11 protein-coding genes are annotated in these 12,451 nt (G+C 71.7%); 6 read left to right on the plus strand and 5 right to left on the minus strand.

Annotation, left to right across the window (positions count from 1 at the left end; translation table 11 throughout):
• The first annotated feature begins 2 nt into the window (after positions 1–2).
• Positions 3–1,355, plus strand: coding sequence for a DUF58 domain-containing protein (locus tag LV457_RS11160; protein WP_232171112.1), 1,353 nt, complete (start codon positions 3–5; stop codon positions 1,353–1,355).
• A gap of 4 nt (positions 1,356–1,359) precedes the next feature.
• Here LV457_RS11160 and LV457_RS11165 read toward each other — a convergent pair whose 3' ends face one another.
• A complete protein-coding gene (locus LV457_RS11165; protein ID WP_232171114.1) occupies positions 1,360–2,352 on the minus strand; it encodes a stage II sporulation protein M in 993 nt (330 codons plus the stop codon).
• Positions 2,353–2,379: 27 nt separating this feature from the next.
• Between LV457_RS11165 and LV457_RS11170 the strand changes: the two genes are divergently transcribed.
• Entirely contained in the window at positions 2,380–3,192 is an 813-nt protein-coding gene (locus LV457_RS11170; protein ID WP_232171115.1) for an RDD family protein, read from the plus strand.
• Position 3,193: 1 nt separating this feature from the next.
• On the opposite strand, the gene LV457_RS11175 is transcribed toward LV457_RS11170, so the two are convergent.
• Positions 3,194–4,498, minus strand: coding sequence for a carotenoid oxygenase family protein (locus tag LV457_RS11175; protein ID WP_232171117.1), 1,305 nt, complete (start codon positions 4,496–4,498; stop codon positions 3,194–3,196).
• A 141-nt stretch (positions 4,499–4,639) separates the two neighbouring features.
• On the opposite strand from LV457_RS11175, the gene LV457_RS11180 reads away from it, so the two are divergent.
• Together LV457_RS11180 and LV457_RS11185 are read left to right on the plus strand one after the other, a co-directional pair.
• A complete protein-coding gene (locus LV457_RS11180) occupies positions 4,640–5,338 on the plus strand; it encodes a PadR family transcriptional regulator (protein ID WP_232171119.1) in 699 nt (232 codons plus the stop codon).
• Between the two features lie 106 nt (positions 5,339–5,444).
• Positions 5,445–6,323 carry an oxidoreductase gene (locus LV457_RS11185; protein ID WP_232171121.1) on the plus strand — a complete coding sequence of 293 codons (879 nt, stop codon included), beginning with the start codon at positions 5,445–5,447 and terminating at the stop codon, positions 6,321–6,323.
• Positions 6,324–6,333: 10 nt separating this feature from the next.
• On the opposite strand, the gene glpK is transcribed toward LV457_RS11185, so the two are convergent.
• Positions 6,334–7,848 carry a glycerol kinase GlpK gene (gene glpK / locus LV457_RS11190; RefSeq protein WP_232171123.1) on the minus strand — a complete coding sequence of 505 codons (1,515 nt, stop codon included), beginning with the start codon at positions 7,846–7,848 and terminating at the stop codon, positions 6,334–6,336.
• Between the two features lie 18 nt (positions 7,849–7,866).
• Entirely contained in the window at positions 7,867–9,330 is a 1,464-nt protein-coding gene (locus LV457_RS11195; RefSeq protein ID WP_232171127.1) for a thioredoxin domain-containing protein, read from the minus strand.
• A gap of 6 nt (positions 9,331–9,336) precedes the next feature.
• Between LV457_RS11195 and LV457_RS11200 the strand changes: the two genes are divergently transcribed.
• Entirely contained in the window at positions 9,337–10,101 is a 765-nt protein-coding gene (locus tag LV457_RS11200) for a class I SAM-dependent methyltransferase (RefSeq protein WP_232171130.1), read from the plus strand.
• 4 nt (positions 10,102–10,105) lie between these two features.
• Here LV457_RS11200 and LV457_RS11205 read toward each other — a convergent pair whose 3' ends face one another.
• Entirely contained in the window at positions 10,106–10,924 is an 819-nt protein-coding gene (locus tag LV457_RS11205; RefSeq protein WP_232171133.1) for an MBL fold metallo-hydrolase, read from the minus strand.
• 34 nt (positions 10,925–10,958) lie between these two features.
• Here LV457_RS11205 and LV457_RS11210 point away from each other — a divergent pair, with 34 nt between their 5' ends.
• Positions 10,959–12,449 (plus strand): glutamate--cysteine ligase, encoded by a 1,491-nt coding sequence (locus LV457_RS11210; protein WP_232171136.1) that lies wholly within the window; start codon positions 10,959–10,961, stop codon positions 12,447–12,449.
• Positions 12,450–12,451 lie beyond the last annotated feature (2 nt).

The following is a 12,451-nucleotide window of genomic DNA, read 5'->3' on the forward strand; positions in this document are numbered from 1 at the left end:
CGGTGGTGTTGACCGGCCGTGCCGCGCTGGTGGCGCTGCTGTGTGTGCTGCCGATCGGGGCGGCGCCCGAGCCCGCGATCGCGTTCGGCGTCGCCGCGGCCGGATTGCTCGCCGCCGTGGCCGCCGACGTGTTGGCGGCGGCGCGCGTGCGCGACCTGGCGTTCACCCGCGACGGCGACAGCTCGGCGCGGCTCGGCCAGCCGGTCACCGTCGGGCTGACCGTCCGCAACACCGGGCGCCGCCGGTTCCGCGGCCGGGTACGCGACGCGTGGCCGCCCAGTGCCGGCGCCGGTCCGCGCTCGCATCCCGTGACGCTTGCGCCCGGGGCGGCCGAACGGGTGGTGACGACGCTGCGGCCGATGCGCCGCGGCGACCAGGTGTCGGCGGTGGTGACGGCCCGCGCGCTCGGGCCGCTCGGGCTGGCGGGCCGCCAGCGGTCGGTGGCGGTGCCGTGGCAGGTGCGGGTGCTGCCGCCGTTCCTGTCGCGCAAGCACCTGCCGGCGCGGCTCGCAAAGCTCCGCGAGATCGACGGCCCGCTGCCGGTGCTGATCCGCGGACAGGGCACGGAGTTCGACTCGCTCCGCGAATACGTGGTGGGCGACGACGTCCGCTCGATCGACTGGCGGGCGACGGCCCGCCGCGCCGACGTCGTCGTCCGCACCTGGCGCCCGGAACGCGACCGCCGCATCGTGATCGTCGTCGACACCGGCCGCACCTCCGCCGGCCGCGTGGGTGTCGACCCGACCCAGGCACGACTGCCGGCCCCGCCGGCGGCGTTGGACCCGGGAGCCGGCTGGCCCCGCCTCGACTGGTCGCTCGACGCGGCGCTGCTGCTCGCCGCGTTGGCGTCGCGGGCCGGCGACCAGGTCGACTTCCTGGCGTTCGACCGGGTGCAGCGCGCCGCCGTCCACCACGCCACCCGCGGCCAGGTGCTCACGCAGCTCGTCGCGGCGATGGCGCCGCTGCAACCCGCGCTGCTGGAATCCGACGCCCGCGCCATGGTCGCCGCGGTGCAGCGCCGCAGCCGGCACCGGGCGCTCGTCGTCCTGCTGACCGACCTCAACCCCACGGCGCTGGAGGAAGGTCTGCTGCCGGTGCTGCCCCGGCTGGTCGCCACCCACGAGGTGCTGCTCGCGGCGGTCGGCGATCCGCGGGTCGACGCACTCGCCGCCGGACGGGCCGACGCGCCGCAGGTGTACGCCGCCGCCGCGGCCGAGCGGTCCCGCAACGACCGGCATGCGATGGCGACCCGGCTGCGCCGCGCCGGGGTGGACGTCGTCGACGCCGCCCCGGAAGACCTCGCGCCAGCGCTGGCCGACCGCTACCTGGCCGCCAAGGCCGCGGGCCGGCTGTAGCCGGTCACCGCACCAGGTCGGCGTCCGGTGCGTGCGCCGCGTCGCCCGTCTCACCGGCCGCGACGGCCCTGCGGCCGAAGTGCACGACGTAGCCGATGAACGCGGCCTCGAACAGCACCCCGATCCCGATGCGCACCGGCGTCGGCAGCGGCGACGGCGTCACCAATCCCTCGATGAGCCCACAGCCGAGCAGCACGACGAGCAGCCCGGCGGCGGCCGCGACCACGGCGCGGCCCTGTTCGGCGAGCACCTGCCCGCGCGGCCGGTCGCCGGGCGCGATCACCGACCAGCCCAGGCGCAGGCCCACCGCCGCGGCGAGGAACACCGCCGTCAGCTCCGGCAGGCCGTGCGGCAGGATCAGCCCGAAGAACACGTCCGCGCGGCCCGCGTCCACCATCACCCCGCCGATCGCGCCCACGTTGGCGGCGTTCTGGAACAGCACATACGGGATCGGCAGGCCGAGCAGGATCGCGAAGGCGATGCATTGGGCGGCCACCCAGGCGTTGTTCACCCACACCCGGAACGCGAAGGAGCCGGCGGGGTTCTCGCTGTAGTACGACGCGAAGTCGTCGTTGACCAGCTGATCGATGTCGTCCGGGGTGCCCAGCGTCGCCAGCACGTCCGGCGACGTGGCCACCCAGATCCCGATGAGCAGCGCGACGGCCAGCGACGCCACCGACACCGCCAGCCACCACCGCCACGCCCGGTACGCGACCACCGGGAAGGACACCGTCCAGAACCGGGTGAACTCCCGCCACAGCGGCGCGTGCGCGCCGGTGACGGCCGACCTCGCCCGGGCGACCAGCGACGACAGCCGCCCCACCACCGCCGGATCGGCGGCCGCCGACCGCACCATCGACAAGTGCGTCGCGGTCCGCTGATACAGCTCGACGAGCTCGTCGACCTCCGCGCCGGTGAGCCGTCGCCGCCGGGAGACCAACTGCTCCAGCCGGTCCCACGCGGGCCGGTGGGTGAGCACGAAGGCGTCGACATCCATCGCGACCAGCCTAGTAGCGTGCCCCTCATGGCGGACGTGGTGACGGGGGACGCCGTCGTCCTCGACGTTCCGATCGCCCAGCTGCCGGTGCGCGCCGCCGCCGCGCTGATCGACCTCACGGTGATGGTCTGCGGCTGCGTCATCGGTTTCCTGCTGGCGGCACTGACCCTCACCGGGTTCGACGAGGCGTTCACCGCCGGGCTGGTGATCGTCTTCACCGTGCTGGTGCTCGTCGGCTATCCGGCCGTCGTCGAATCCGCCACCCGCGGGAAGTCGCTGGGCAAACTGGCCCTCGGGCTGCGGGTGGTGTCCGACGACGGCGGCCCGGAACGCTTCCGCCAGGCGCTTTTTCGTGCGTTGGCGGGGTTCGTCGAAATCTTCCTGCTCGCCGGCGGGCCCGCGGTGATCTGCAGCCTGGTCAATGCGCGCGGCAAGCGCATCGGCGACATCTTCGCCGGCACCATGGTCGTCAGCGAGCGAGCCCCGAAGCTGCCGCCGCCGCCGGTGATGCCGCCGCAACTCGCCTGGTGGGCGTCGTCGCTGCAACTCTCCGGTCTGAGGCCCGAACACGCCGAGCTGGCGCGCCAATTCCTCTCCCGCGCGGCGCATCTCGATCCCCGCCTGCGGTGGGAGCTGGGGCAGCGCATCACCGCCGACGTCGTCGCGCAGATCTCGCCGCCACCGCCGCCGCCGGGCGCCCCGGCGACGCACGTGCTGGCCGCGGTGTTGGCCGAACGGCACCGCCGCGAGCTGATCCGCCTGTCGTCGGCGCGGCCACCCCACGCGCCCCGGCCGCCGACGCCCTATCCGGCGCCCGGCGGCTTCGTCCCGCCGAGCTGAATCAGGGCGCCGGTATCCAGTTGCCGTGAAAGCCGTGCGGAACCCGTTGCGGCAGAGCGATGCTGGCCACCGGCTCGGCGCCGAGATCGTCGGCGGCCAGGATCACCAGCTCACTGGTGTCGCGTCCGGCGTCATAGACGTAGCCGAGGTAGTACCCGTTGGTCTCGTCGGCGGCACCGGCGCCCGGCACGAACACCGCCTCGTCGGGCGTGCCCGCCGGCCCGAAGTCGTGGGCCACGCTGCTCCCGGACGTCAGGTCGTAGCGCAGCAGCGCGCTCCCCGCGACGGTGACGGCGTAGCGGGCGGGCAGCGTCGCCAGCCGGTCGTCGATCCGCGGGAACTCCACGGCGCGGTCGTCGAGCTGGCGTTCCCGCACGACGCCGGTGCTCGGGTCGATTCGCCACTCCCACAGCACCGCGGCGCCGTCGCCGGTGCCGCCCCGGCGCCACAGTTCGGGGTATCTCACCGCCTGCAACACGACGGTGTCGCCGTGCTCGTAGGCGTTGGCCACGTGAAAGACGTAGCAGGGGTCGACGTCGAACCAGCGGACCTCGCCGAACGGGTCGTCGCGGCGCAGCAGCCCCAGCCGCGCGCCGTAGCCGTCGTCCCAGGCGAAGGGCATGCCACCGGCGATCGCGGCGTCGAGGTCGAACACCACCGGCAGGTCGAGGAAGATCACGTGCGCCGCGGTGAGCGCGAAGTCGTGCATCATCGTCAATGCCGGCACGTGGATCGGCGCCTCGATCGTCAGCTCCCCGCCGGCGTCGGCGCGGTGATAGGTCACGTGCGGTTCGACGATGTTGCCGTAGCCGAAGAAGTGCAGCTCGCCGGTGGCCGGGCAGATCTTGGGGTGGGCGGTCATGGCGTCGGCGAGCCGGCCGCCGAAGTCGAAGGCGCCGACGGTCTCCAGGTCGTTGGTGATCTCGTAGGGCAGCGAGGACTCGACCAGCGCGAGCGTCCTGCCGGCGTGGTTGACGACATGGGTGTTGGCGACGCTGCTGCGCAGATTGCGGGTGCCGTCGTCGTCGAAGATCGGGAACGGGTGGTCGAAGCTCTCGGTGCGCACCCACCGGTTGCGGTACCACGCCGCCCGCCCGCCTTGGATGCGGACACCGTGAATCATGCCGTCGCCGAGGAACCAGTGGGCCGTCGCCTCGCGGGGGTTGGGGCCGTTGCGCAGATACCAGCCGTCGAGTTCGGGCGGGATGCGCCCCTCGACCGGGAGCTCGAACGCGGTCAGTTCGTCGGCAACCGGCGCGTAGTTGCCCTGCAGGTGAAAGGCGACGGCGTCGCTGGTGTCGGTCATGACGACTCCTCTCCGCTGTCCCAGCGTGACACGCGGGCGGCGACCACGGACCCGATCTGCCGCATTTTGCCCGTTGCATCGACGATAGGTTCCGATATATCGTTATACGCATCAGGTCCCCTGACAGAAAGAGAGACACCCATGAACTTCCCCTTCGATCCCACAGCGCACCCGGGGTTCGCACCCCACTCCCGCCGCGACGCCCGGCGCGAGCAGCGGAGCCGATTGCGTGACGAGCTCCGCGAGCAGGCCGCCGATCGCGGCGGCCGGTTCGGGCCGGGCGGCTTCGGCTTCGGCCCCGGTGGACCGAGCTTCGGTCCCGGCGGGCCAGGCTTCGGCCCGGGCGGTTTCGGTCCCGGCGGCTTCGGCTTCGGCCCCGGCGGGCGACGCGGCCACCACCCCCGGCGCAACCGTCGCGGCGACGTCCGCACCGCCATCCTGGTGCTGCTGGCCGAGCGCCCCATGCACGGCTACGAGATGATCCAGCAGATCGCCGAGCGCACCGACGGGCTGTGGAAGCCCAGCCCCGGTTCGGTGTATCCGACCCTCCAGCTGCTCGTCGACGAGGGGCTGATCTCCGCCGCCGACGCCGACGGCAGCAAGCGGCTCTTCCAGCTCACCGACGACGGCCGGGCCGCCGCGGAGAAGGTGGAGACGCCGCCGTGGGATCAGATCACCGAGGACGCCGACCCGGCGCACAAAGATCTGCGCACGGCCATCGGGCAGCTGATGGGCGCCGTCGGGCAGTCCGGCTTCGCCGCGACACCCGAACAGCAGCAGCGGATCATCGCCGTCATCACCAACGCCCGCCGCGAGATCTACCAGATCCTCGGCGACTGAGAAGTCTGCAGTGCGAAGTGTGCGCTGAGCCGCCCCACCGCGGCTCAGCGCACACTTGTTTCCCGGTTCGCGAATAAATCCGCGGCGGAATCACTTGAAACCTGACATGCAGACCTTCGACATCGGAACTCATACCGTTGGCCGCGTCGGCTTCGGCGCCATGCAACTCCCCGGTCCCGGCGTCATGGGGCCGCCGCGTGACCACGACGCGGCGATCGCCGTCCTACGGCGCGCCGTCGAGCTCGGCGTGAACCACATCGACACCGCCCAGTTCTACGGACCGGATGTGTCCAACGAGCTGATCCGCGAGGCGTTGCACCCCTATCCGGCGGACCTCGCGATCGTCTCGAAGGTGGGTGCACGGCGCGACGAGGCCGGCCATTGGCTTCCCGCGCAGCAGCCCGACGAACTCCGCGCGGACATCGAGCGCAACCTCCAGACGCTGCAGACCGACCGGCTGGCCGCGGTCAACCTGCGGGCGTTGAGTCCCGGCGACGACCCGAACGGTCCGGCGAGCCTGGACCGGCAGCTCTTCGAACGCCAGCTCGACGCCATGATCGCCGCCCGCGACGAGGGCCTCATCGACGGCATCGGCCTGAGCAGCGTGCGGCCCGAGCACCTGCAGATCGCCCTCGACCGGACCGAGATCGTGTGCGTGCAGAACGCCTACAACTTGCTCGACCGCACCTCGCAGCCGTTGCTCGACGCGTGCGTCGACGCGGGCATCGCGTTCGTGCCGTTCTTCCCGCTCGGCTCGGCGTTCAACGCCCAGAACCCCGTCCTCAACCATCCGGTGGTGCAGCGGGCGGCGCAGGCGCTGAGCCGCACCCCGGCGCAGGTGGTGTTGGCGTGGACGCTGTCCATCGCACCGAATGTGCTGATCATCCCGGGTACGTCGTCGGTGGCGCATCTGGAGGAGAACGTCGCCGTCCGCGACATCGAGCTCGACGCCGAGACCGTCGCGGCCCTGAACGCGGCGGCCTGACCTCGCCGGCCTAGACGTCGACCCAGTTGTAGGTGCGTTCGACGGCCTTGCGCCAGCCGGCGTAGCCGTCGGCGCGCTGGTCGTCGGTCCACTGTGGTGACCAGCGGCGGTCTTCCTGCCAGTTCGACCGCAGGTCATCGGGGTTCGCCCAGTGGCCGACGGCCAGCCCGGCGGCGTAGGCCGCCCCGAGCGCCGTCGTCTCGGCCACCTTCGGCCGCACGACGTCGACGCCGAGCACGTCGGCCTGGATCTGCATGCACAGCTCGTTGGCGGTGATCCCGCCGTCGACCTTGAGCACCTCCAGGTGCACCCCGGAGTCGGCCTCCATGGCGTCGACGACGTCGCGGCTCTGGTAGCAGATGGCTTCGAGGGTGGCCCGCGCCAGATGGGCGTTGTTGTTGAACCGGGAGAGCCCCACGATGGCGCCGCGGGCGTCGGAGCGCCAGTACGGCGCGAACAGGCCGGAGAACGCGGGGACGAAGTAGATGCCACCGTTGTCGGTGACCTGTCGGGCCAGCGCCTCGCTCTGTGCCGCGCCGCTGATGATGCCGAGCTGGTCGCGCAGCCACTGCACCGCCGAGCCGGTCACCGCGATCGAACCCTCCAGCGCGTACACGGGTTTTGCGTCCCCGAACTGGTAGCACACCGTCGTGAGCAGGCCGTTGTCCGAGCGCACGATCTTCTCGCCGGTGTTGAGCAGCAGGAAATTGCCGGTGCCGTAGGTGTTCTTCGCTTCGCCGGCGGTCAGGCAGACCTGCCCGACCATCGCCGCCTGCTGGTCGCCGAGGATCCCGGTCAGCGGCACCTCGCCGCCGGCCGGCCCGGTGTCGAGCGTGGTGCCGTACGGCTCGGGCGACGACGACGGCGCGATGCGCGGCAGCATCACGCGGGGAATGTCGAAGAACGACAGCAGCTCGTCGTCCCAGTCGAGCGTCTCGAGGTCCATCAGCATGGTGCGGCTGGCGTTGGTGACGTCGGTGACGTGCACGCCGCCGCGGCTGCCGCCGGTCAGATTCCACAGCAACCAGGTGTCGGAGGTGCCGAAGATCGCGTCGCCGTTCTCGGCGGCCTCCCGCACCCCGTCGACGTTCTCCAGGATCCACTGCACCTTGCCGGCGGCGAAGTAGGTGGCCGGCGGCAGCCCGGCCTTGCGGCGGATGACGTCGCCGCGCCCGTCGCGGTCGAGCGCGGCGGCGATCTTGTCGGTGCGGGTGTCCTGCCAGACGATCGCGTTGTAGTAGGGCCGGCCGGTGCGGCGGTTCCACACCAGCGTCGTCTCCCGCTGGTTGGTGATCCCGAGCGCGCACAGATCGCCCGCCGACAGGTTGGTGTGGTTGAGCGCCGAGGTCAGCACCGAACCGGTGCGCTCCCAGATCTCGACCGGGTCGTGCTCCACCCACCCCGCCTGCGGCAGGATCTGCTGGTGTTCGAGCTGGTGGCGGCCCACCTCGGCACCGTCGTGATCGAAGATCATGCAGCGGGTGCTGGTGGTGCCCTGGTCGATCGCCGCGACGAATTCAGCCATCGCGCACCTCCTTTCGTGTCAGCGCAGCAGCGCGTCGAGCCAGCCGGGATCGCTGATGTCGACGTTGCGCTCGTCCTCGTAGACCAGCGGAACCGCGGCGTCACCGAGTTCCTCCAAGCGTTCGACCGCCAGCTGCGTGCGATCCGCCGCGGTGTCCCCGAACTCGCCGGCCTCGATGCAGCCGACGACCTCCTCCGACGCCCCGGCCTGCTCGGCGAGGTCGGCGAGCTCACGGTCGGTGTGGTCGGTTCCGCCGCTCTCGAACGGCTGGTAGGCGGGGTCGAACAGCCCGCGGTAGAACCGCTCGAACAGCTCGACATCGTTGTCGGCGGCGACGCAGTACGCCGCCGCTGCCGCGCGCGACGAGTAGTCGCCGCTCGCCGACACCCGGTCGAGGATGTTGACCAGGTGGTAGCGGACCTGCAATTTCTTGTCGACGATCACTGTCTCCAGCTGGTCGGTGTAGGCGGAGATCAAGCGGCTGCACGACGGGCAGAGCGCGTCGTTGAACATCTCGATGGTCACCGGCGCCAGTCGGCTGCCGACCAGCATGCCGTCGTCGACGAGCTGCACCACGACGTCGTCGGTGTCCGGCGCGGTGGTGGTGCTCGACGTCGTCGGCGCGGACGCGGCGGTGTCCGGCCTGGACGACGACCGGAAGACGAGGACCAGGGCGACGACGACCGCGACGACGAGCACGGTCGCGAGCGCTCCGATGATGCCCAGCGTCCGGGCCTGCGACGGCCGCGCCTGCGGCGGATACGGCGCGTAGCCGGGCGGCCCGTACGGCTGCTGCCAGGCGCCCGGCTGCGGGGCGTACCAGCCGGGCTGGGGTTGCGGCTCGGCGGCTTGGGCGAGCTGCTCGAGGTAGGCACGGCTGTCGGGCGTCAGCGCCGGATTGGCCCGCAGCGAGTGCAGCAGCGTGGCGATCCCGCCGCGGACGGCCGGGTAGTCGAAGTCCTCGGCGAGGCCTGTGCGCAGCGTGGTCAGCAGCTCGTGCTGCTGCTGGGGCGACAGCTGCGGGTCGGCCACCCGATCGGCCGCCCACGCCAGGTAGCCGAACGGCCATGGTGGCGGCGCCGGAACGGGCACGGGCGGGCGAACGGCCTCCTGCCCCAGCCGGTACGCGGTCGCGGTGAGTGCGGGATCGCCGGGCTCTAAGACGGTGGCGCCCGCCGGCGCCGGCCGATCGGTCCGGACGGCGATGACCGGCTTGTTCAACGCCTGGGCGTACGCCACCTCCGCGGTCGGCGCTTTCGCGTCCGAGGGCAGCATCACCACGACGTCGGCGGTCCGGATGGCGTCGACGGCGGTGCGCCACCACTGCTCGTCGCCGGTGGCCTCGGCGTCCGAGACAACCTCGAAGCCGGCGCCGCGCAGCTCCCGGAGGACCGGCTCGGCCACGGCGCGCTGCCCAGGGGTGCAGGCCACGAACACCCTCATGACCACCTCCGAGCTGCCGATGTCGCGCCGGTTCAGCATGCCATGATGGCCGGTATGCCCGGCCGGACCACCGATATCGCGGCGATGCCGCGCGGCGGGTTCCGGGCGTCGTGTCTGGACCGGTTGCTGGAGACCGACCGGCAGGAGTACCTCGACCGCGACGACGTCGACGACCGGGTGAAGCGCCGGGTCGTCGGCGCCCTCGAGTGGACCGGACGGGTGTTCGGCCACCACCAGCGGTTCGCGCACCTCGTGCTGGACCTCGTCGCCGATATCCCCGATCCGCGCATCCTGGAGCTGGGCGCGGGTCACGGTGCGGTGAGCCGGCTGCTGCTCGACGCCCATCCGACGGCCCGCCTCACGGTCACCGACCTCGACCCGGTGTCCGTCGCCGCGCTGGCGAACAGCGAGCTCTGGCGCGACGAACGGGTGAGCGTGCGCACGATGGACGCCACCGCCATCGACGCACCGGACGGCAGCTTCGATCTCGCGCTGTTCGCGCTGTCGTTCCACCACCTGCCGCCCGCCGCGGCGGCCCGCGCGCTCGCCGAGGGAACCAGAGTCGCGGACACGTTGCTGTTGATCGACCTGCCGCGCCCGCCGGCGCCGCTGCACCTGGCGCGGCTGGCGACGATGCTGCCGTTCTCGGTGGTCGGCCCGCTCGCGCCGTTCGTGCACGACGGGATGATCAGCTCGCTGCGGTGCTACAGCCCGGCGGCGCTGCGCGACCTGGCCCGCCACGCCGGGGTGGACATCGAGTTCCGGCGGGGCCGCGGGCTGCCGCAGGTGAGCGTCGTCCGGCGCCGGTGACGCCTCAGAGCGTGACGCTGGCGCCACGCTCCAGCACGGTCACCCGGTCGGCCATCCCGCGGTCGGCCATCGCGCCGGTGAAGTCCGAGAGCGGCGAGGCGAACACCCCGTAGTCGTCGAAGTGCACGGGGATCACCCGCGGTAGCTGCAGTCGGTGCGTCAACTCCGCGCCCTGTTCGCCGTCCATGGTGACCGTGAGCCCGAACGGCAGCTTCGGCCCAGCGGGCAGCCGCGTGCCCCCGAGATGGAGCAGGCCCGCGTCGATCGACTGGAAGCGCACCGGGATCTCGCCGAGCTCGTCGATCAGCAGCGTGTCGCCGGAGATGTACAGCGTGCGGCTCGCCTCGCCGCCGGCCGACCCGAACTGCAGCATGGTGCCGTTGACGGGCGGCAGCAGCCGCTGCGTCCACGACGGTGCGTGCCGGCCGGGCAGCGCCGTCATCGTCAGGCGGGTGTCGCCCTTGATCACGGTGTGGTCCTGCCAGGTCCGCAACCCGAGGGATGCGCCGAAACCGCGCCGGCGCAACCGATTTGCGGCTTCGGTGGTGGTGATCACCGGGAGCGTCTTGTCCAGTGCGTTCTGCGCGACGCGGTCCCAGTGGTCGCCGTGCAGGTGCGACAGCACGATCACGTCCAGCGGGGGCAGCTGCTCGACGTCGAGGGCCGGCGGCTTGCGCCGACGCGACAACAGGCCGTAGCCGAGGTAGGCGTGTTGCCCCTGGTGCAGGAAGTTCGGGTCGGTCAGGACGGTGATGCCGCCGCCGGAGATGAGCGTGGTCGCATTGCCGATGAACGTGACGGTGACGTCGAGGCCCGCGTGCATATCGGCCCGTACCCTATTGGGCCGCACTTCATGCATGATCGATGCAGTGGGCGACGAACTGCGGGACACCAGCTTCGACGGGTCGCACCGCCGCGACTACCGCCGCAAGGTGCAGCTGTGTCTGGACGTGTTCGAAACCATGCTCGCCCAGTCCAGCTTCGACTTCGAGCGTCCGCTCACCGGCATGGAGATCGAGTGCAACCTCGTCGACGGCGACTACCAGCCGGCGATGCGCAACTCCGACGTGCTCTCGGCCATCGCCGATCCGGCGTACCAGACCGAATTGGGCGCCTACAACATCGAATTCAACGTGCCGCCGCGGCCGCTGGCCGATCGCGCGGCGCTCGACCTGGAAACCGACGTGCGCGCCAGCCTGAATGCGGCCGAGAAGAAGGCGAATGCGCGCGGCACCCACATCGTCATGGTGGGCATCTTGCCGACGCTGATGCCCGAACACCTCACCGGTCACTGGATGAGCGAGTCGACCCGTTACCGGGCGCTCAACGACTCGATCTTCACCGCCCGCGGCGAGGACATCGCGATCGACATCAGCGGGCCCGAGCGGTTGTCGCTGCAGACCGAGTCCATCGCACCCGAATCGGCCTGCACGAGCATGCAGCTGCACCTGCAGGTGTCACCGGCCGACTTCGCCGCGAACTGGAACGCCGCGCAGGTGATCGCGGCTCCGCAGCTGGCACTGGGCGCCAATTCGCCGTTCTTCTTCGGCCACCGGCTGTGGGCGGAGACCCGCATCGAGCTGTTCGCCCAGGCCACCGACACCCGGCCCGACGAGTTGAAGAGCCAGGGCGTGCGGCCGCGGGTGTGGTTCGGCGAGCGGTGGATCACCTCGATCTTCGACCTGTTCGAGGAGAACGTGCGGTACTTCCCGTCGCTGCTGCCGGAGCTGTCCGACGAAGACCCGGTGGCGGAGCTGGCGGCGGGCCGGACCCCGCAGCTGCGCGAGCTGCGGCTGCACAACGGCACCGTCTACCGCTGGAACCGGCCCGTCTACGACGTCGTGGACGGCCGGCCGCACCTGCGGGTGGAGAACCGGGTGCTGCCCGCTGGGCCCACGGTGGTCGACATGCTCGCCAACTCGGCGTTCTACTACGGCCTGCTCCGGACCCTCAGCGAGGACGACCGGCCGCTGTGGACGAAGCTGACTTTCGCTGCGGCACAGGCGAACTTCGCCGCGGCGGCCCGGTTCGGGATGGACGCGCGGTTGTACTGGCCGGGCGTGGGCGAGGTGACGCCCGACGAACTGGTGCTGCGGCATCTGCTGCCGATGGCCGACGATGGGCTGCGCCGGTGGGGCGTCGCGGCGGAGGTCCGCGACCGCTATCTGGGCGTGTGCGAGGGCCGCGCGAAGACCGGCCGCAACGGCGCGGTGTGGCAGGTGGAAACGGTGTCGGCGCTGCAGCGGCGCGGGCTCACCCGGCCCGCGGCGCTGGCGGAGATGCTGCGCCGATACTGCGGCAACATGCACCGCAACGAACCGGTGCACACCTGGGACGTGCCCGAGTAGGT

The sequence above is a fragment of the Mycobacterium sp. MYCO198283 genome, assembly GCF_021213805.1.
Taxonomy (GTDB): domain Bacteria; phylum Actinomycetota; class Actinomycetes; order Mycobacteriales; family Mycobacteriaceae; genus Mycobacterium.

Excerpts from the sequence above, each read along its gene's own strand:
- LV457_RS11165 (WP_232171114.1), bottom strand. The coding sequence starts at position 2,352 with ATGGATGTCGACGCCTTCGTGCTCACCCACCGGCCCGCGTGGGACCGG.
- LV457_RS11170 (WP_232171115.1), top strand. The coding sequence starts at position 2,380 with ATGGCGGACGTGGTGACGGGGGACGCCGTCGTCCTCGACGTTCCGATC.
- LV457_RS11175 (WP_232171117.1), bottom strand. The coding sequence starts at position 4,498 with ATGACCGACACCAGCGACGCCGTCGCCTTTCACCTGCAGGGCAACTAC.
- LV457_RS11180 (WP_232171119.1), top strand. The coding sequence starts at position 4,640 with ATGAACTTCCCCTTCGATCCCACAGCGCACCCGGGGTTCGCACCCCAC.
- LV457_RS11185 (WP_232171121.1), top strand. The coding sequence starts at position 5,445 with ATGCAGACCTTCGACATCGGAACTCATACCGTTGGCCGCGTCGGCTTC.
- glpK (WP_232171123.1), bottom strand. The coding sequence starts at position 7,848 with ATGGCTGAATTCGTCGCGGCGATCGACCAGGGCACCACCAGCACCCGC.
- LV457_RS11195 (WP_232171127.1), bottom strand. The coding sequence starts at position 9,330 with ATGCTGAACCGGCGCGACATCGGCAGCTCGGAGGTGGTCATGAGGGTG.
- LV457_RS11200 (WP_232171130.1), top strand. The coding sequence starts at position 9,337 with ATGGCCGGTATGCCCGGCCGGACCACCGATATCGCGGCGATGCCGCGC.
- LV457_RS11205 (WP_232171133.1), bottom strand. The coding sequence starts at position 10,924 with ATGCACGCGGGCCTCGACGTCACCGTCACGTTCATCGGCAATGCGACC.
- LV457_RS11210 (WP_232171136.1), top strand. The coding sequence starts at position 10,959 with ATGATCGATGCAGTGGGCGACGAACTGCGGGACACCAGCTTCGACGGG.